This is a genomic window from Halomonas denitrificans, assembly GCF_003056305.1.
GTDB lineage: Bacteria > Pseudomonadota > Gammaproteobacteria > Pseudomonadales > Halomonadaceae > Halomonas > Halomonas denitrificans.
In genome coordinates this window covers 538,586-557,461 of the sequence record NZ_PYVX01000001.1, presented here as the reverse complement: position 1 = coordinate 557,461, position 18,876 = coordinate 538,586, and the positions used below count along the sequence as shown (strand labels likewise).

The window sequence follows — 18,876 nt, the reverse complement described above, 5'->3', positions numbered from 1 at the left end:
TTCCGATGAGTCAATCCTTCGACGACATCAGCGCCCAGCTCAAGCGCCGCCACCGCAAGTCGGCGCGCCTGAAGTGGATCTCCATGGGCGCCCTGGGGCTCGCCGGGCTCTTCCTGGTGCTGTTCTTCGCCGACATGCTGGTCAAGGGCCTGCCGGCCTTCAAGCAGGCCCAGATCCAGGTCCAGGTCGACTACAGCGAGCAGGCCAGCCAGCTGCCCCTGGCCGCCGTGAACGAGGACGTCCGCTCGCTGGTCAGCCGCGGCTACCTGCGCCTGATCCCCGGGCGCATGGAGGACAACCCCGACCTGCTGGGCACCACCCGCCTGGAGTGGGTGCTCGCCGACGGCCAGGTGGACCAGTACCTCAAGGGCCACCACTCCAAGCTCAAGGCGAGCGAGCAGGCCGTGGTCGACCGGCTGGTGGAGCAGGGGCGCGCCGAGCTGCGCTTCAACACCACCTTCTTCACCCGCGGCGACTCCAAGATGCCCGAGCTGACCGGTATCGCCTCGGCGGCCATGGGCACGCTGCTGACCCTGCTGGTGACCCTGGCGGTGGCCTTCCCTATCGGCGTGATGACGGCGGTCTACCTGGAGGAGTTCGCCCCGGACAACCGCTTCACCCAGGCCATCGAGATCAACATCAACAACCTGGCGGCGATCCCCTCGATCCTCTTCGGCCTGCTGGGCCTGGCGATCTTCATCAACTTCTTCGGCGTTCCGCGCTCCTCGCCGCTGGTCGGCGGCCTGACGCTGGCGCTGATGACCCTGCCGGTGATCATCATCGCCACCCGCACGGCGCTGCGCAGCGTACCGGAGTCGATCCGCCACGCCGCCTTCGGGGTGGGCTGCTCGCGCTGGCAGGTGGTGCGCGACCACGTGCTGCCGCTGGCGCTGCCGGGGATCATGACCGGCTCGATCATCGGCCTGGCCCAGGCCATGGGCGAGACCGCGCCGCTGATCATCGTCGGCATGGTGGCCTTCATCCCCGACGTCACCACCTCCTTCACCGAGGCGGCCACGGTGCTGCCGGCGCAGATCTTCACCTGGGCGGGGGAGCCCGATCGGGCCTTCATCGAGAAGACCTCCGGCGGCATCCTGGTGCTGCTGACCGTGCTCATCACCCTGAACGCCACGGCGGTGGTGCTGCGCAAGAAATTCGAGCGTCGCTGGTAGCCATCGACACGACACAGGATATCCTCAGATGAACATGCAAGTTGCCGAGCGGAGTAGTGCGCCGATGTCAGCTCAACACAGGTCCGGCCAGGACGGCCCGGGACAGCAGAACAGGGAGCAGCAACGCGGTCAGCCGGTGACGCGCAACGACGATGCCCATCACGAGCTCTCCATCCGCGTGCGCGACCTCAACCTCTGGTACGGCCAGAGCCAGGCGCTGAAGGGCATCGACATCGATGTCTTCCAGAAGAACGTCACGGCGCTGATCGGCCCCTCGGGCTGCGGCAAGTCGACCTTCCTGCGCTGCCTCAACCGCATGAACGACCTGATCCCCAACGTGCGCATCGAGGGGCTGGTGGAGATGGACGGTCGCGACGTCAACGCGGTCAAGATGGACGAGGTGGCCCTGCGACGCCGGGTGGGGATGGTCTTCCAGAAGCCCAACCCCTTCCCCAAGTCGATCTACGAGAACGTCGCCTACGCGCCGCGCATGCACGACCTGGTCGGCCGCAAGTCGGACCAGGACGAGCTGGTGGAGCGGGCCCTGCGCGATGCCGGCCTCTGGGAGGAGGTCAAGGACAAGCTGCACCAGCCGGGCACCTCGCTCTCCGGCGGCCAGCAGCAGCGCCTTTGCATCGCCCGGGCGATCGCCGTGCAGCCCGACGTGATCCTGATGGACGAGCCGACCTCGGCCCTCGACCCGATCTCCACGGCGACCATCGAAGACCTGATGGACAAGCTCAAGCAGCAGTTCACCATCATCACCGTGACCCACAACATGCAGCAGGCGGCGCGGGTCGCCGACTACACGGCCTTCTTCCACCTGGGTGAGATCATCGAGTACAACGACACCAAGACGATGTTCTCCAACCCCCACACCAAGAAGACCGAGGACTACATCACCGGCCGCTACGGCTAGGCGTGGTCGACCGGCTCGATACGCCGGCGGCGCCCCGCGAGAGTGGGGCGCGCCGGCCGGGGCGCCCGGGGGAGGTCTTCCGGGCGTTCCTGCTGCTGGGCCTGACCTCCTTCGGCGGCCCGGTGGCGCACCTCGGCTATTTCCGCCACGAGTTCGTGACGCGCCGTCGCTGGCTCGAGGAGGCGGACTACGCCGAGCTGGTGGCGCTGTGCCAGTTCCTGCCCGGGCCGGCCAGCAGCCAGGTGGGCTTCGCCCTGGGGCTGCTGCGCGCCGGTCCCTGGGGCGCGGCCCTGGCCTGGGTCGCCTTCACCCTGCCATCCGCGCTGCTGCTGGTGGCCGTCGCCCTGGGCGCGAGCCTCGTCGCGGGGCCCGTGGCGTCGGGGCTGGTGCACGGCCTCAAGGTGGCGGCGGTGGCCATCGTCGCCCAGGCCGTCTGGGGCATGGCGCAGAGCCTCTGCCCGGACCGGCGTCGCGCCGGCATCGCGCTGGCGGCGGTCGCCATCCTGGTGGGGGTGGACGGGCCGCTCGGCCAGCTGGCGGCGATCCTGATGGGGGCGCTGGCCGGCCTGTGCCTCTGCCGGGGCACCGGCGAGGCGTTCCCGCACGCGGGGCGGGCGTGGCCCGTCTCGCCCCGGGCCGGCGGCCTCGCCCTGGCGCTCTTCCTCGCGCTGCTCGGCGGCCTGCCGCTGCTGGCACTCGCCGGTGCCTCGCCGATCCTCGCGCTGCTGGACGCCTTCTATCGGGCCGGGGCCCTGGTGTTCGGCGGCGGGCACGTGGTGCTGCCGCTTCTCGAGGCCGAGCTGGTCCCGCCGGGCTGGGTCTCGCCGGAGGCCTTCCTGGCGGGCTACGGTGCCGCCCAGGCGGTGCCGGGCCCGCTCTTCACCTTCGCGGCCTATCTTGGCAGCCTGCTCGCCATCGGGCCGGGCGGGCTCATGGGCGCCGGCCTGGCGCTGGTGGCCATCTTCGTGCCGGGGCTCCTGCTGCTGGTGGCGGCGATGCCGTGCTGGAACCGGCTGCGCCACTGGGCCGCCGCCCGCTCGGCGATGTGCGGCGCCAACGCGGCCGTGGTGGGCATCCTCGGCATGGCGCTCTACGATCCGCTCTGGACCGGCGTCATCCTCGGGCCCGAGGCGTTCGTCCTGGCGCTGGCCGGCTTCCTGCTGCTGGTGCGCTGGCGGCTGCCCGCCTGGGCGGTGGTGGCGCTGCTGGCCGCGGCTGGGCCCCTGATCGCCCCCTGATCATCGGGCGAGTGCCGGCGCCCCGATCGCCGTCACGGCATTGACATTCGTCGACGATATATATGGAATTCCGTATATTTGCCACGGCCCGAGCCCCTCAGGAGAGACCATGACCCTTCGCATCGGCATCAACGGCTTCGGCCGCATCGGCCGCCTCGCCCTGCGCAGCCTCTGGCCCCGCGTCGCGGCCGGGGAGGCCGAACTCGTCTGCATCAACGACCCGGGCGGCGACGCCGCCACCTTCGCCCATCTGCTCGAGTTCGACTCAGTGCATGGACGCTGGTCGCCGGGCGAGGGCATCCGTGCCGAGGCGGAGGCCCTAGTGATCGACGGCCGACGCATCGCCTTCAGCGGCCACGACACCCTCGCTGCCGCCGACTGGTCCGGCTGCCGGGTGGCCCTCGAGTGCTCCGGCAAGATGAAGACGCGTGAGGCACTTCAGGCCTATCTCGACCAGGGCGTCGAGCGGGTGGTGGTCAGCGCGCCGGTGAAGGAGGAGGGCGTGCTCAACGTGGTGATGGGCGTCAACGACGACGCCTTCGATCCCGAGGTGCATCGCATCGTCACCGCGGCGAGCTGCACCACCAACTGCCTGGCACCGGTGGTCAAGGTGATCCACGAGACCTTCGGCATCCGCCACGGCTCGATGACCACGGTGCACGACATCACCAACACCCAGACCATCCTCGACGCGCCCAGCTCTCCACAGAAGCCGGACCTCCGCCGTTCCCGCGCCTGCGGCATGAGCCTGATCCCCACCACCACCGGCTCGGCCAAGGCGATCACCGCCATCTTCCCGGAGCTCGAGGGCAAGCTGAACGGCCACGCCATTCGCGTGCCGCTGGCCAACGCCTCACTCACCGACATGGTCTTCGAGCTCGAGCGCGAGACCACGGTGGAGGAGGTCAATGCCGCGCTCGAAGCTGCCGCCGAGGGCGAGCTCGCGGGCATCCTGGGCTATGAGGCGCGCCCGCTGGTCTCCATCGACTACCGCACCGACCCGCGCAGCGCCATCATCGATGCGCTCTCGACCCTGGTGGTGAGCGGCACCCAGGTGAAGCTCTACGCCTGGTACGACAACGAGTGGGGCTACGCCAACCGCACCGTGGAGCTGGCCCTGAAGGTGGGAAAGGAGCCGGTGGGCCATGCCTGAGGCGGGCGGGCTCGCCGGGCGCATCAGGGCGCTGCCCTTCGAGGTACGCCAGTACCTGCTGATCACCGGCAACTACTGGGCCTTCACCCTCACCGACGGCGCCCTGCGCATGCTGGTGGTGCTGCACTTCCACCAGCTCGGCTACTCGCCGCTGGAGGTGGCGCTGCTGTTCCTCTTCTACGAGGCCTTCGGCGTGATCACCAACCTGGTGGGCGGCTGGCTGGGCGCGCGCCTGGGGCTCAACCGCACCATGAACGCCGGCCTCGCCCTGCAGATCGTGGCGCTTGCCATGCTGATGGTGCCCGCGGCCGCGCTGACCGTGCCCTGGGTGATGGCCGCCCAGGCGCTCTCGGGGATCGCCAAGGACCTCAACAAGATGAGCGCCAAGAGCGCGGTGAAGGTGCTGGTGCCGAGCGACAGCCCCACCGCCGGCTCCGCGCTCTACCGCTGGGTGGCGATCCTCACCGGCTCCAAGAACGCCCTCAAGGGGGCCGGCTTCTTCCTGGGCGGGGCGCTGCTGACCCTGGTCGGCTTCCGTGGCGCCGTGATCGCCATGGCGGTGATGCTGGCGGGCGTGCTCGCCCTGTCGCTGGTCCGGCTCAAGGCCGACCTGGGACGCCAGAAGCGCAAGCCGAAGTTCACCGAGGTGTTCTCGGCGTCGCGGGCCGTCAACGTGCTCTCGGCGGCGAGGCTCTGCCTGTTCGCCGCCCGGGACGTCTGGTTCGTGGTGGCGCTGCCGGTGTTCCTCTATGACCAGCACGGCTGGAGCCACTGGACGGTGGGCGGCCTGCTGGCCCTCTGGGTCATCGGCTACGGCGGGGTGCAGACCCAGGCCCCGCGGCTGACCGCCCGGCTCGGCGCGAGCCCGCGGGGCGTCACCGTGATGCTGGCGCTGCTGCTGGCCGGCCTGCCGGCGGCGCTGGCGCTGCTGCCCCTGGCCGAGGTGGGCGCCCTGGTGGCGGGGCTGCTCGCCTTCGGCGTGCTCTTCGCCGTCAACTCCAGCTGGCACAGCTACCTGATCGTCCACTATGCCCGGGCCGACGGCGTCTCCATGGACGTGGGCTTCTACTACATGGCCAACGCCATGGGCCGCCTCGCCGGGACCCTGCTCTCCGGGTGGATCTACCAGAGCCAGGGGCTTGCGGCCTGCCTGTGGGTCTCGGCGGCGCTGGTGGCGGGGAGCGCACTGATGGCCCTGGCGCTGCCGCGGGAGGCGACGCCGCGCTGACGCCGGTACAGGGGCCGTTCAGGAGCCGGCGCGCGGCGCCTCTCGGGGCGAGGTCTCGATCAGCCTGCGCAGCGCCCAGAGCCCGAGGATCGGCCCCGGCAGCAGCCACCACAGCACCCAGGGCCCCTGGGCGGCCCACAGGCTCGAGGTCAGCGAGATCGCCGGCAGGGTCAGGGCGAAGCCCACCGCGTTCATCACGGCCAGCGTCGAGCCGACCCGGGCGTGGGGCGCGGTGGCCGCGGCCAGGGCCGAGAACTGGGGCGAGTCGGCGATCACCGTGAGCCCCCAGACGGCGAGCAGCGCGAGCAGCAGGCCGGGCGGCGCCCAGGCCAGCAGCGGGTAGGCCAGGCAGGTCAGCCCGGAGACGGCCAGCGCCCGCCTGGCCACCCACAGGCTGCCCAGCCGGCGGCTCAGCTCCCCGCCGCCCACGCAGCCCACGAGCCCCAGGGCGATGACGCCGAACGAGAGCCACGGCACCAGGTCCACCGGCGCCGCCAGGCGCTCCAGTTCGCGCGCCACCAGGAAGGGCGTGAGCATCCACAGTGCGTAGAGCTCCCAGCAGTGGCCGAAGTAGCCGCCGGCCACGGCGCGAAAGCGCGGTGCGCGAAGGCCGGCGAGGCCCTCCCGCAGCCGGGTGGGGCCGGCCGGGGGCGGCAGGTGTGGGCCGTCGCCGAGGCGGTGGATGGCCGCCCCGCCCGCCAGCGCCAGCAGCGAGGCGCCGAGCAGCGGCCACGCCCAGGGCAGGCCCAGGGTCGAGCCGCGCAGCAGGTGGGGCAGGGCGGTGCCCAGGGTCAGCATGCCGACCAGCCAGGCCAGTGCCGCCCCCTTGTGGGTCGGCGTCCAGCCGATGACGAGCTTCATGCCCAGGGGGTAGATGCCGGCCAGGCACAGCCCGGTGGCGAAGCGCAGCAGCAGGCCGGCGGCGGTGTGCTCGGCGGCCAGCACGAAGCCCGCGTTGATCAGCGCGCCGAGCAGGCAGGAGACGGCGAAGATGCGGCTGGCCCGGAAGCGGTCGGCCAGGCCGCTGGCGGCGATGGCGAGGGTGCCGAGGATGAAGCCGGCCTGGACGGCCAGCGTCAGCCGGCCGAGGTCGACCTCGGTGATGCCGAGGTCCCGGGCCAGCGAGAGGCCCACGCCGTTGACGGAGAACCACAGCGAGGTGCCGCAGAGCTGGGCCAGTACGATGACGGCGAGCGGATGGCGCTGCAGGACGCGGCTCATGCGCTCCCCTCCGACGGCTCGCACTGCCCGGCGCCGTGCTGCGCGCCCCGGCCCTCGTCGCGTAGAATCATGTCGATACTCCCTGGAGGAACCCTCGATGTCGCTGGACCCGGTCCGTGTCTTCAAGTGCCTGGGCGACGAGACTCGCCTGATGCTGACGCTGCTCGTGCTGCGCGAGCAGGAGCTCTGCGTCTGCGAGATGACCCATGCGCTGGAGGTCTCGCAACCCAAGGTGTCGCGGCACCTGGCGCAGCTGCGCCAGTGCGGCCTGCTCGACGATCGCCGCGAGGGCCAGTGGGTCTACTACGGGGTCGAGGCTAGCCTGCCGGGCTGGGTGATGGCCACCCTGGAGGCGGCGGCCCAGGGCGAGGCTTCCCGGCTCGAGGCGCTGCGCGCGCGCCTCCACGCCATGGGCCAGCGGCCGGAGCGCCGCGCCGCGCTCTGCTGAACTCGGCGTGTCGTGGCAGGCGCGCCCTCAGGCCGGCCCCGCCGGGAAGCGGTCGCGGGTGGCGTTGGCGATGCGCACCAGGGCGAGCATCACCGGCACTTCCACCAGCACGCCGACCACCGTCGCCAGCGCCGCGCCCGACTGCAGCCCGAACAGCGCGATGGCGGCGGCCACGGCCAGCTCGAAGAAGTTGCTGGCGCCGATCATCGCCCCGGGGGCGGCTACGCAGTGGGGTACCCGCCAGGCCTTCGCCCAGCCGTAGGCGAGGAAGAAGATCAGGAAGGTCTGCAGGATCAGCGGCACGGCGATCAGCACGATGTGCAGCGGCGCCTCGAGGATGACCTCGCCCTGGAAGGCGAACAGCAGCACCAGGGTGATGATCAGGCCGATCGGCGTGGCGGGGCTCAGGCGCGGCAGGAAGGTCTGCTCGTACCAGTCGCGGCCGCGACGGGCGACCAGGGCGCGCCGGGTCAGCACGCCGGCGGTCAGGGGGATGACGATGTAGAGCACCACCGAGAGCGCCACGGTGTCCCAGGGGACCTGAATGTTGGAGACGCCGAGCAGCAGCACCACGATGGGCGCGAAGGCGAACAGCATGATCAGGTCGTTGAGCGACACCTGCACCAGGGTGTAGGCGGCGTCGCCGCGGGTCAGGGTGCTCCACACGAAGACCATGGCGGTGCAGGGCGCGGCACCCAGCAGGATGGCGCCGGCTAGGTACTGGCTGGCCACGGCCTCGGGCAGCCAGGGGCGGAAGAGCACCATCAAAAAGAGCCAGGCGATGGCGAACATCGTGAAGGGCTTGATCAGCCAGTTCACGGTGGTGGTGATGAGCAGGCCCTTCGGCTGTCGGCGCACCCCAAGCACCGCGGCGAAGTCGATCTGGGCCATCATGGGAAAGATCATCGCCCAGATCAGGATCGCCACTGGAATCGACACCTGGGCCACCTCGAAGCGCGACAGGGTCTCGGGAATCCCCGGGGCGAACTGGCCGAGCAGCACCCCGGCGACGATGGCCAGCGCCACCCATAGGGAGAGCAGGCGCTCGAAGAGCCCCATGCCCTCCGTCGTCGTCGCGGCGTCGGTGGTGGCGTGATGGCTCATGGGCGGCGCTCCCGGTGGGGTAGGGTGGATATCGCGACGATATATGATGTTCCATATATCTTCAATCGACCCGCCGGCGGGGCGGCCGGGAGCTGCTATGCTCGGCGCCACCGGCACCCGGCGGGACCCGTGACCCCGCCGCCTCGACGCCCTGGTCATGGACCCCTGCCATGGAGGCCTGCATGCCCGCTACCGAAGCCCTGCGCCTGGACCGGCTGAGCGTCGGCGACCTCGCCCCCGTCAGCCTGACGCTTGCCCCCGGCGAGATTCTCTGCCTCTCCGGCACCAGCGGCTCGGGCAAGAGCCGGCTGCTGCGCGCCGTGGCCGACCTGGAGCCCCACGGCGGCGAGGCGTGGCTCGGCGAGACGGCCCAGTCCTCGCTGGCCGGCCACGCCTGGCGCGCCCGGGTGATGCTGGTGCCGGCGGAGAGCCAGTGGTGGGCCGACACCGTCGGCGAGCACCTGCCCGAGGCGCGGCGCGACGACCTCGAGGCCCTGGGCTTTTCCCCCGAGGTATGCGACTGGCAGGTCGCGCGGCTCTCGTCTGGCGAGAAGCAGCGCCTGGCGCTGCTCCGGGCGCTGAGTCGCGAGCCCGCGGCGCTGCTGCTCGACGAGCCCACCGCCAACCTGGACGATGCCACGGCCCGGCGGGTCGAGGCGTGGCTCTGCGCGCGGATCCGCGCGCGGGGCTGGCCGGTGATCTGGGTCGCCCACGACCCGGCGCAGATCGCTCGGGTGGCGGACCGTCATCGGCGCATCGTCGAGGGGCGGCTGGAGGAGGCGGGCGCATGGGCGTGATCGCGCTGGCCTGGTGGCAGCTGGCCCTGGCGGCCCTGATGGTGGTGGCGCTTGCCGGCTGCACGGTGCTCGCCCGCCTGGGGATGGGGCGCCGCCTGCTCGTCGCCGCGGCGCGCACGGTGATCCAGCTCGGCCTGGTCGGCCTGGTGCTCGAGGCGCTCTTCTCGGTGGCGCGCTTTCACTGGGTGGCGCTGATGGCGCTCGGCATGCTGCTGATCGCCGGGCGCGAGGTGACGGCCCGCCAGACGCGGCGGCTGCGCGGCGGCTGGGCCTTCGGCATCGGCACCGTGGCGATGTTTCTCTCCTCGTTCACCGTCACCGTGCTGACGCTCACCGTGATCATCGGCCCCGAGCCCTGGTATCGGCCCCAGTACGCCATCCCGCTGCTTGGCATGATGCTCGGCAACACCATGACCGGCGTGGCCCTGGCGCTGGACCGCCTCACCGACACGGCCTGGCGTCAGCGCGCGGTGATCGAGAACCGGCTGATGCTCGGCCAGCGCTGGCAGGAGGCGATCGGCGATATCCGCCGGGAGGCGATGAGAAGCGGCATGATGCCGATGATCAACGCCATGGCCGCGGCCGGGGTGGTCAGCCTACCGGGCATGATGACCGGCCAGATACTCGCCGGCAGCCCGCCGGCGCTGGCGGTGAAGTATCAGATACTGGTGATGTTCACCATCACCCTGGGCACCGGCTTCGGCACCCTGGCGGCGGTGGCGGCGGGCAGCCGGCGGCTGTTCGACGGCCGCGAGCGGCTGCGCCTGGAGCGGCTCTCGGCGCCCCGCGACTGAGCGGACCCGCCAAGCGAACGCGCCCGCCGAGGGGCGGGCGCGTATCAGGGCAGGCGGGTTAGGCGTTGGGGCGTCGGGCCTCGGCGCTCCTTCAGTCGATCAGCTCCACGGCCACCGCGGTCGCCTCGCCGCCGCCGATGCACAGGCTCGCGATGCCGCGCTTGCCACCCTTGGCCCGCAGGGCGTGGATCAGGGTGGCGATGATCCGCGAGCCGGTGGAGCCGATGGGGTGGCCCTGGGCACAGGCGCCGCCGAAGACGTTGACCTTCTCGTGGGGCAGGCCCAGGTCGTCCATGGCCATCAGGGTGACCACCGCGAAGGCCTCGTTGATCTCGAACAGGTCGACGTCGTCGACGCCCCAGTCGAGCTTCTTCATCAGCTTGTCGATGGCGCCCACCGGGGCGATGGTGAACTCGCTCGGGTGGCGCGAGTGGGTGCTGTGGCCGAGCATCCGGGCGATGGGCTTGGCGCCGAGCCGATCGGCCGCCGCCTGGCTCGCCAGGATCAGCGCCGAGGCGCCGTCGGAGATGGAGCTGGAGTTGGCCGCGGTGATGGTGCCGTCCTTGGCGAAGGCCGGCCGCAGGGCGCGAATCTTGTCGAGCTTGGCCTGGAAGGGCTGCTCGTCGTGGTCGACCACGCTCTCGCCCTGGCGGCTGGTGACGGTGACCGGCGCCATCTCGGCGTCGAGGTGGCCGGCCTTGGTCGCCTCCATGGCGCGCTCCAGCGAGGCGATGGCGAAGTCGTCCAGGCGCTCGCGGCCGTAGTCGCGCTGGCTGGCGACGTCCTGGGCGAAGACGCCCATCAGCTTGCCGGTCTCGGCGTCCTCGAGGCCGTCCAGGAACATGTGGTCCTTCAGCTCGCCGTGGCCCAGGCGGTAGCCGGCGCGGGCCTTGGTGAGCACGTGGGGCGCGTTGGACATGGACTCCATGCCCCCGGCCAGCATCACCTCGCCGCTGCCGGCGCGGATCAGGTCGTGGGCCAGCATGGCGGCCTTCATGCCCGAGCCGCACAGCTTGTTGATGGTGGTGGCGCCGCTGGCGTCGGGGATGCCGGCCTGGCGCATGGCCTGGCGGGCCGGGCCCTGCTTGACGCCGGCGGGCAGCACGCAGCCCATGATGCCCTCGTCGATGGCGGCGGCCTCGATGCCGGCGCGCTCGATGGCGGCGCGGATGGCCGTGGCCCCGAGCTCGGGGGCGGTGAGGCTGGAGAGGCTGCCGAGCATGCCTCCCATGGGCGTGCGGGTGGCGGAGAGGAAGACGATATCGTTGGACTGGCTCATGGCATGGCTCCCGGGGTGTTCCGGCGTGGGCCGGACAGGATGAAGGTTGTCGTTGTTGGGGCGTGTCGCTGGGTGTTGTCCGAAAAGTCAGGGCGTGCCGTTCGGGCGATGGCCGCGCGTTGACCCGGCGTCGGGCCTGTGGTCTTCTCAGGGTCAACCAAGCAAGCGCTAGTGTAAATCCCAATGAATGTAATGAATGACTCCCCGCGCCGCAAGGAATTGACCCGCCAGGCCGCCCAGTTGTTCGTCCAGGAGGGCTTCGATCGTACGACCGTGCGCATGCTCGCCCAGGAGATGGGGATCAAGTCCGGCAGCCTCTTCCACCATTTCCGCGACAAGCAGGAGATCCTCGCGGCGGTGATCGAGGCGGGGACCCAGAACGCCCTGGCCATCGCCCGGGCGGCCCTCGAGTCGTGTGACCACACGCCCGAGGCGCGGTTGCAGGCGATGGCCCGGGCGCACCTGGAGACCCTGCTCACCGACCGCAACGCCCACGTGGTCGCCCTCTACGAGTGGCGCCGCCTCGACCCCGAGGCCCGCGATCACCTGAGCCACCTGCGCGATGCCTACGAGGCGCTCTGGGAGGCGGTGATCGACGAGGCCCTGGACGCCGGCCTGATCCACGGCGACCGCTTCCTGGTCTCGCGCTTCGTGATGGGCGCGCTGAACTGGACGGTGCGCTGGTACGACCCCGCCGGGTCGCGCTCGCCGGACGACCTGGCCCATGAGCTGGTCGCCATGATCACCCGGCGCCCCGCCTGATCCTCCCTCCCTGCAATTCTCCCCGCGCGGGCCGCCGGCCCGCGGTGCTCGACCATCGTCTAGTCCCTTCTCGTCGCTCAGGGGTTGCCCCCTTCCCCGGTTGCCACTAGCGTGTACCGAGCGCTTGCTAGGTTTACGCTTACGTTAACTGCTTGGCAATCGGAAGAGGGCGTCTTCGCGCCAGCGACCGGCCAGTCTCATGGTCGTCACCGTTTGCCGCTACAACAATCACAAGCCGCCAGAGGGCAGACCATGAGCACCCAACCCGCGCCATCCTTGACCGACTACGCGACCTATCTCGAGTCCTTCTCCATCGACGACGTCATCGCGCGCCTCGACGACCATCGCGACGGCCGTGCCAACGCCTTCGAGTCCTGCTGCGGGCGCCACGTGCGCGCCGGCCGGGGCGAGGTGGCGGCGCTGATCCACGAGGACGCCCAGGGCGAGGTCACCACCCTGAGCTACGCCGAGCTGGAAGCCCAGAGCGTGCGCCTCGCCGGCTGGTTCGTCGCCCAGGGGCTGGGCGAGGGAGATCGCATCGCCTGCATGCTGCCGCGCACGCCGCAGCTGCTGGTGGCGGTGGTGGCCACCTGGCGCATCGGCGCGGTCTACCAGCCGCTCTTCACCGCCTTCGGTCCGGATGCCGTGGACTACCGCCTGGGCCGGGCCGATACCAAGCTCGTGATCACCGATCACGCCAACCGTTTCAAGTTCGACGACCTGACCCAGTGCCCGCCGGTGCTCGCCGTGGGCGGCCCCGACGCCACGCACGCCGACGACCGCGACTGGGCCGAGGCGCTGGCCCATGCGCCCCTCGAGGCCGCGCCGCCGCGCCTGCCCCGCGAGGCGCCCTTCCTGCAGATGTTCACCTCCGGCACCGTCGGCAAGCCCAAGGGCGTGGCGGTGCCGCTCTCCGCCATGCCGGCCTTCGCGCTCTACATGGAGCTCGCCGTCGACCTGCGCGACAGCGACCGCTTCTGGAACATGGCCGACCCGGGCTGGGCCTACGGCCTCTACTACGCCATCGCCGGCCCGCTGCTGCTGGGCGTGACCACCCACTTCTGCGAGGCGGGCTTCAGCGCCGAGGGGGCGCTCGCCTTCATGAAGCGCCACCGCATCACCAACTTCGCCGCGGCGCCGACCGCCTATCGGCTGATGAAGGCCTCGGGGCTCTTCGACGATGCCCACGCGACCCTCGAGCTGCGCGCGGCGAGCTCCGCCGGCGAGCCGCTCAACACCGAGGTGGTGACCTGGGTGGAGCGCTCCCTGGGCTGCCCGGTGATGGACCACTACGGCCAGACCGAGACCGGCATGACCTGCAACAACCACCATGCCCTGGAGCACCCCAAGCACGTCGGCGGCATGGGCGTGCCGCTGCCCGGCTATCGCCTGGCGATCCTCGATGCCGAGTACAACGAGCTGCCGGCGGGGGAGCCCGGCGTGCTGGCCGTGGACATCGAGAACTCGCCGGCACACTTCTTCGCCGGCTATACCTGGCAGGAGAAGCACCCCTTCGCCGAGGGCTACTACCTCACCGGCGACGTGGTGATCCGGAACGAGGACGGCACCTTCCAGTTCGCCGGCCGCGATGACGACATCATCACCACCGCCGGCTACCGGGTCGGCCCGACCGACGTGGAGAACAGCGTGATGACCCACCCGGCGGTCGCCGAGTCCGCCGCCGTGGGCCAGCCCGACGAGATCCGCGGCGAGATCATCAAGTCCTACGTGGTGCTGCGCGAGGGGTTTGAAGCGAGCGATACGCTGGCCGACGAGATCCGCCAGCAGGTGCGCGAGCGGCTCTCGACCCACGCCTTCCCGCGGGTCATCGAGTTCGTCGACGTGCTGCCCAAGACCCCCAGCGGCAAGATTCAGCGCTTCAAACTGCGCGCCGACGCCTCCGAGAAGGCGGGCGGTGCATCCGTTACCTGACATCGAGGAACCCTGCATGAACGTGAAGGACAACACCTTCCTGATCACCGGCGCCGCCTCCGGGCTTGGCGCGGCCACCGCCGAACGCCTGGTCGCCGGGGGCGGCCGGGTGGTGCTCTGCGACCTGAGCGACGCGGTCGAGGCCCATGCCGAGACGCTGGGCGAGGCCGCCCGCGCGGTGCGCGGCGACGTCACCTCCGGCGACGACATCCAGGCGGCGGTCGACGCCGCCGTGGCCCTCTCCGAGGGGCGTGGCCTCGCCGGGGTGGTGCACTGCGCCGGTGTGGTGAGCGTGGGCAAGCTGGTCGACCGCGAGGGCAACCCCGCCGATCTCGAGGCCTACAACCGCACGATCCAGATCAACCTGGTGGGCACCTTCAACGTCATGCGCCTGGCCGCGGCCGCCATGGCGAAGAACGCCCCCGGCGAGGACGGCGAGCGCGGGGTGATCATCAACACCGCCTCCGTCGCCGCCTTCGACGGCCAGGTGGGGCAGTGCGCCTACAGCGCCTCCAAGGCCGGGGTGGTGGGCATGAGCCTGCCGGCGGCCCGTGAGCTCTCGCGCCACGGCGTGCGGGTGATGGCCATCGCCCCCGGGGTCTTCGAGACGCCGATGATGAGCGAGATCCCCGACGAGGCCGCCCAGGCCCTGGCCGCCGCCGTGCCCTTCCCCAAGCGGCTCGGCAAGCCCGCGGAGTTCGCCCGCCTGGCCGAGCAGATTGTCACCAACCCCATGCTCAACGGCGAGGTGATCCGCCTGGACGGCGGCATCCGCATGCAGTGATCCGGCTTCGCCGGAAGCCGTGAACCGCAGGCTCGAAGCGTGAAGAGGCACACCCCCGCAGCCCGGCTGCGGGGGTGTTCTCTTTGGGGCCGGCGATGGCATACGGCCATCCTCCAGTGTGCGGGCTTTAAAACGAACGCTTGACTCATGGGTGGCGGATGGATATTTTCAAACACATGTTTGAAAGCGGTCGCCGCCGCTGCTTGCGCCCGATATCCAGGAGAGACGAGATGCCCGACTACCAGGCCCCCCTGCGCGACCTGCGCTTCGTGATGGACGAGATGCTCGACTACCCGGCCCACTATGCGCGCCTGCCGGGCGGCGAGGACGCCACCCCCGACGTGGTGGACGCCATCCTGGAGGAGGGCGCGCGCTTCGCCCGCGAGGTGCTGCTGCCGCTGAACCAGAGCGGCGACCGCGAGGGCTGCCGGCTGGAGGGCGGCGAGGTGAAGGCGCCGAAGGGCTTCAAGCAGGCATACGCCCAGTACGTGGAGGGCGGCTGGCCGGGGCTCGCCGCCGAGGCGGAGCACGGCGGCCAGGGCCTGCCGGCCTCCCTCGGCATGGCGCTCAACGAGATGATCTGCGCCACCAACCTGGCCTGGGGCATGTACCCGGGGCTCTCCCACGGCGCCGCCGACGCCCTGCGCCACCACGGCAGCGAGGCGCAGAAGGCCACCTACCTGACCAAGCTGGTCGAGGGCACCTGGACCGGCACCATGTGCCTGACTGAGCCCCACTGCGGCACCGACCTGGGGCTGATCAAGACCCGCGCCGTGCCCCATGACGACGGCAGCCATGCGATCACCGGCACCAAGATCTTCATCTCCGCCGGCGAGCACGACCTGGCCGAGAACATCGTCCACCTGGTGCTGGCCAAGCTGCCGGACGCCCCGGCGGGCTCCAAGGGCATCTCGCTGTTCGTGGTGCCCAAGTTCCTGCCCGACGGTGACGGCAACCCCGGGGAGCGCAACGGCGTCACCTGCGGCTCGCTGGAGCACAAGATGGGCATCCATGGCAACGCCACCTGCGTGATGAACTTCGATGCCGCCCGCGGCTTCCTGGTGGGCGCGCCCCACAAGGGCCTGGCCTGCATGTTCACCATGATGAACGCCGCGCGCATCGGCGTGGGCATCCAGGGGCTCGGCCTCACCGAGGCGAGCTTCCAGAACGCCCTGGCCTACGCCCGCGACCGCCTGCAGATGCGTGCGCTGGCCGGTCCCAAGGCCCCGGAGAAGCCCGCCGACCCGATCATCGTCCACCCGGACGTTCGCCGCATGCTGCTGACCCAGAAGGCCTTCGCCGAGGGCGGCCGGATGCTGGTGCTCTATACCGCGCAGATGATCGACCTGGTCGAGCACGGAACCGACGCCGCGGAGAAGGAACGCGCCGAGACCCTGCTCGGCCTGCTGACGCCCATCGTCAAGGCCTTCCTCACCGAGGTCGGCTTCGAGGCCACCAACGAGGGGGTGCAGGTCTTCGGCGGCCACGGCTTCATCCAGGAGTGGGGCATGGAGCAGCTGGTGCGCGACGCGCGCATCACCCGCCTCTACGAGGGCACCACCGGCATCCAGGCCCTCGACCTGCTCGGCCGCAAGGTGCTGATGAGCCAGGGCGAGACCCTCAAGGTCTTCACCAAGGAGATCCACCAGTTCTGCCAGGCCGAGGAGGGCAACGCCGAGCTCGCCGAGTTCGTGCGCCCGCTGGCCAAGCTGAACCGGGAGTGGGGCGAGCTGACGATGGGCGTGGGCATGAAGGCCATGAGCGACCGCGAGGAGGTCGGCGCGGCCAGCGTCGACTACCTGATGTACGCGGGCTACGTGACCCTGGCCTACCTCTTCGCCCGGGCCGCCCGGCAGGCCCGCGCCGCCCTGGCCGAGGGCGGGGACGAGGCCGCCTTCTACCGCGCCAAGCTCGATACCGCGCGCTTCTACTACCAGCGCCTGCTGCCGCGTACCCGCGCCCACAAGGCCGCCATCGAGGCGGGGGGCGAGACGCTGATGGCGATCGGCGCCGAGGACTTCGGCCTGGGCTTCGAGATCTGATGCCCTCGGCATGACCGACCGGCGGGCACGCTCTCGCTACGAAGCCGACTATGGAGGTGACGAGGGAGGGCCCCCGCCGTCCCTCGTCACCTCCCAGGCGGCGTTTTCGGGTCCTGCCGGGCGTCACCCTCCGGACGGTTGATCGGGGACCCCGTAAGGAGCAGGATGGAATGGCATTGCGTCGTGCCACCTGGCCCGTCGTGCCCACGGAGCCCCTGCCTCATGCGTGTCTTTGCCAACCCGGTCGGTGCCGGATCCATCTGGTTCGACAACCTGGCCACCGCCGACGGGACGCCCGTGGCCTATGACCCGCAGGCCAGGACCTTCCTGCCCATGCCGCCCTTCTGTGCCAACCGCGAGGTGATCGGCTGCAACTGGATCGCCCCCGAGCAGGGCGCCTTCTGCCGGTCCTGTGCGATGACCGCGCTGGCACCGGATCCCTCCCTTCCCAATGCCATGCCCAACTGGGCGCAGACCGAGGCGGCCAAGCGCTGGGTGCTCGACAACCTTGGCCGCTGGCACTGGTTCCGCCCCGAGGATCCCGGCGCTCGCCCCGTGTTTCACATGCTGGCCGAGGGCCCGACGCCGGTGCCCATGGGCCACGTCGGGGGTGTGGTGACGATCAGCGTGGCCGAGGCAGACCCGGTCCTGAGCATCACCCGTCGAGAGGCCCTGGAAGAGCCCTACCGCACCATGATCGGCCACATGCGTCATGAGATCGCGCATATGCTCTGGTGGCGTCTCAGCCTGCGGGAGGATTTCCTGGCGGCCTTCCGGGAGATGTTCGGCGATGAGCGGGCGGATTATCCCGCCGCGCTCCAGCGCCATTACCATAACGGCCCGCTGCCGGGCTGGCGGATGAGCTTCCTGACCTCCTATGCCTCCGCGCATCCCCATGAGGACTGGGCCGAGACCGCCGCCCACCTGTTGCACCTGACCGATATCACCGACAGCTTCGTCGCGGCGGGCCTCTCCTCGCCGGAACTGCCGAACGCCTCCTGGGATCCCTACGTGGAGCCAGACGCCGAGCGTCTGATCCATGTCGCGGCCACGCTGGTGGCGGGGGTCAACCACGTCAACCGCTCCATGGGACTCTCCGATCTCTACCCCTTCGTGTTGTCGGACATCGCCCGCCGCAAGCTGGTCTTCGTGCATGACTGGCTGCGTCGAGGTGCCCAGGGGCGGTGAGTCGGGCCCAGGACCCGGCACATGACACGGTGTCCTGGCCCGCCGTTTCTTCAGAGCCGACAGTCGATGCGGTCTGCGCGCGCCTCGATCCTGGGCATCACGGTCTGGTCGATGAACGCCTGGCGATGGCCACCATAGCCCTCTGGTGGCGGTGACGGGTTCTCGCCCAGATCGATGATCGTGGCATGGGCCCGACGCAGAGACGCGCAGCTCTCCCCGGGCCTCTCCTGACGCTCGAGCACCGTGGACAGGTTGTAGTGGATGTCGAACGCCAAAGGGCGGATCTCGGGAATCGTGTCACTGATCCTGCCGGCTTCCCGCAGGGCCAGCTCCGCCTCGTCCAGGTTGCTGGTCATCTCATAGACCCGCCCGTACTCGTTCAAGATCGCCGCCTCGAGGTGTCGGTATTCACGTTCCTCTGGATCGAGACCTTCCAGCTCTCGTTGTGCCTGATGAAGACTGGGGAGGGCGCCCCGGGGTCGACCCTTCTCCAGCCAGGCCCTTGCGGAATGGACCAGTTCCCACGGATCCGAGGTATCCGGCGGGGTGCCGTAGGGGCTGGCGGCACAGCCGACGAGGATGAGCGTGGTCGAGAAGACCCACAGTGCACGTCGCATGTTCATGGCGCCCCCTCGGGAAACCGGCCCGGCGCGGGGCCCCGTGCCCTTCGCCTCCCGGCATTCTAGTGCAACCCCGAGGGCCTGCGCTTTCTGGACCGGGGCATCTGGCGCTGGCCCTCCTGGTGAAGGCATGATGGCGCCACACTCACTACTGTGTGGCCGTTGCCGCGAGGCGCATGGCAGACCAGAATCCAC

Annotated in this window: 17 protein-coding genes; 13 read left to right on the top strand and 4 right to left on the bottom strand. The window is 70.5% G+C overall.

The window, feature by feature from the left end:
- The first annotated feature begins 5 nt into the window (after positions 1-5).
- The 5 genes from pstA (at position 6) to arsJ (ending at position 5,710) form a co-directional block, all read left to right on the top strand.
- Positions 6-1,172 carry a phosphate ABC transporter permease PstA gene (gene pstA / locus C9F13_RS02520; protein WP_108444656.1) on the top strand — a complete coding sequence of 389 codons (1,167 nt, stop codon included), beginning with the start codon at positions 6-8 and terminating at the stop codon, positions 1,170-1,172.
- Between the two features lie 64 nt (positions 1,173-1,236).
- Complete coding sequence (pstB, locus tag C9F13_RS02515; RefSeq protein ID WP_108444655.1) at positions 1,237-2,091, top strand: phosphate ABC transporter ATP-binding protein PstB; 855 nt, start codon at positions 1,237-1,239, stop codon at positions 2,089-2,091.
- A gap of 2 nt (positions 2,092-2,093) precedes the next feature.
- The gene (gene chrA / locus C9F13_RS02510) at positions 2,094-3,329 is read left to right on the top strand and encodes a chromate efflux transporter (RefSeq protein ID WP_108444654.1); all 1,236 of its coding nucleotides are present in this window, start codon (positions 2,094-2,096) and stop codon (positions 3,327-3,329) included.
- A 109-nt stretch (positions 3,330-3,438) separates the two neighbouring features.
- Complete coding sequence (locus tag C9F13_RS02505; protein ID WP_108444653.1) at positions 3,439-4,482, top strand: ArsJ-associated glyceraldehyde-3-phosphate dehydrogenase; 1,044 nt, start codon at positions 3,439-3,441, stop codon at positions 4,480-4,482.
- Positions 4,475-5,710: an organoarsenical effux MFS transporter ArsJ gene (arsJ, locus tag C9F13_RS02500; protein WP_108444652.1), complete on the top strand. Its 1,236-nt coding sequence runs from the start codon at positions 4,475-4,477 to the stop codon at positions 5,708-5,710. The genes C9F13_RS02505 and arsJ overlap by 8 nt, the downstream gene beginning before the upstream one ends.
- An 18-nt stretch (positions 5,711-5,728) precedes the next feature.
- Here the strand turns inward: arsJ and C9F13_RS02495 are convergent, their stop codons facing one another.
- On the bottom strand, positions 5,729-6,931 hold the full coding sequence (locus tag C9F13_RS02495; RefSeq protein WP_108444651.1) for an MFS transporter: 1,203 nt from the start codon (positions 6,929-6,931) through the stop codon (positions 5,729-5,731).
- Between the two features lie 97 nt (positions 6,932-7,028).
- On the opposite strand from C9F13_RS02495, the gene C9F13_RS02490 reads away from it, so the two are divergent.
- On the top strand, positions 7,029-7,379 hold the full coding sequence (locus C9F13_RS02490; protein WP_108444650.1) for a metalloregulator ArsR/SmtB family transcription factor: 351 nt from the start codon (positions 7,029-7,031) through the stop codon (positions 7,377-7,379).
- A gap of 27 nt (positions 7,380-7,406) precedes the next feature.
- On the opposite strand, the gene arsB is transcribed toward C9F13_RS02490, so the two are convergent.
- The gene (arsB, locus tag C9F13_RS02485; protein WP_245888683.1) at positions 7,407-8,483 is read right to left on the bottom strand and encodes an ACR3 family arsenite efflux transporter; all 1,077 of its coding nucleotides are present in this window, start codon (positions 8,481-8,483) and stop codon (positions 7,407-7,409) included.
- A 182-nt stretch (positions 8,484-8,665) separates the two neighbouring features.
- On the opposite strand from arsB, the gene C9F13_RS02480 reads away from it, so the two are divergent.
- Both C9F13_RS02480 and C9F13_RS02475 read left to right on the top strand, forming a co-directional pair.
- Positions 8,666-9,280 (top strand): ABC transporter ATP-binding protein, encoded by a 615-nt coding sequence (locus C9F13_RS02480; protein WP_108445323.1) that lies wholly within the window; start codon positions 8,666-8,668, stop codon positions 9,278-9,280.
- Positions 9,271-10,074: an ABC transporter permease gene (locus C9F13_RS02475; RefSeq protein WP_108444649.1), complete on the top strand. Its 804-nt coding sequence runs from the start codon at positions 9,271-9,273 to the stop codon at positions 10,072-10,074. The genes C9F13_RS02480 and C9F13_RS02475 overlap by 10 nt, the downstream gene beginning before the upstream one ends.
- 91 nt (positions 10,075-10,165) lie before the next feature.
- On the opposite strand, the gene C9F13_RS02470 is transcribed toward C9F13_RS02475, so the two are convergent.
- A complete protein-coding gene (locus tag C9F13_RS02470; protein WP_108444648.1) occupies positions 10,166-11,353 on the bottom strand; it encodes an acetyl-CoA C-acyltransferase in 1,188 nt (395 codons plus the stop codon).
- A 192-nt stretch (positions 11,354-11,545) separates the two neighbouring features.
- Here C9F13_RS02470 and C9F13_RS02465 point away from each other — a divergent pair, with 192 nt between their 5' ends.
- The 5 genes from C9F13_RS02465 (at position 11,546) to C9F13_RS02445 (ending at position 18,061) form a co-directional block, all read left to right on the top strand.
- A complete protein-coding gene (locus C9F13_RS02465; protein WP_108444647.1) occupies positions 11,546-12,115 on the top strand; it encodes a TetR/AcrR family transcriptional regulator in 570 nt (189 codons plus the stop codon).
- A gap of 252 nt (positions 12,116-12,367) precedes the next feature.
- The gene (locus C9F13_RS02460) at positions 12,368-14,047 is read left to right on the top strand and encodes an AMP-binding protein (RefSeq protein ID WP_108444646.1); all 1,680 of its coding nucleotides are present in this window, start codon (positions 12,368-12,370) and stop codon (positions 14,045-14,047) included.
- Positions 14,048-14,063: 16 nt separating this feature from the next.
- Positions 14,064-14,831, top strand: a complete 768-nt coding sequence (locus C9F13_RS02455) for an SDR family NAD(P)-dependent oxidoreductase (RefSeq protein ID WP_108444645.1) — start codon at positions 14,064-14,066, stop codon at positions 14,829-14,831.
- 230 nt (positions 14,832-15,061) lie between these two features.
- Positions 15,062-16,873, top strand: coding sequence for an acyl-CoA dehydrogenase C-terminal domain-containing protein (locus tag C9F13_RS02450; protein ID WP_108444644.1), 1,812 nt, complete (start codon positions 15,062-15,064; stop codon positions 16,871-16,873).
- Positions 16,874-17,095: 222 nt separating this feature from the next.
- Positions 17,096-18,061: a zinc-binding metallopeptidase family protein gene (locus tag C9F13_RS02445; RefSeq protein WP_108444643.1), complete on the top strand. Its 966-nt coding sequence runs from the start codon at positions 17,096-17,098 to the stop codon at positions 18,059-18,061.
- Positions 18,062-18,111: 50 nt separating this feature from the next.
- On the opposite strand, the gene C9F13_RS02440 is transcribed toward C9F13_RS02445, so the two are convergent.
- Entirely contained in the window at positions 18,112-18,684 is a 573-nt protein-coding gene (locus C9F13_RS02440) for a tetratricopeptide repeat protein (RefSeq protein WP_108444642.1), read from the bottom strand.
- Positions 18,685-18,876 lie beyond the last annotated feature (192 nt).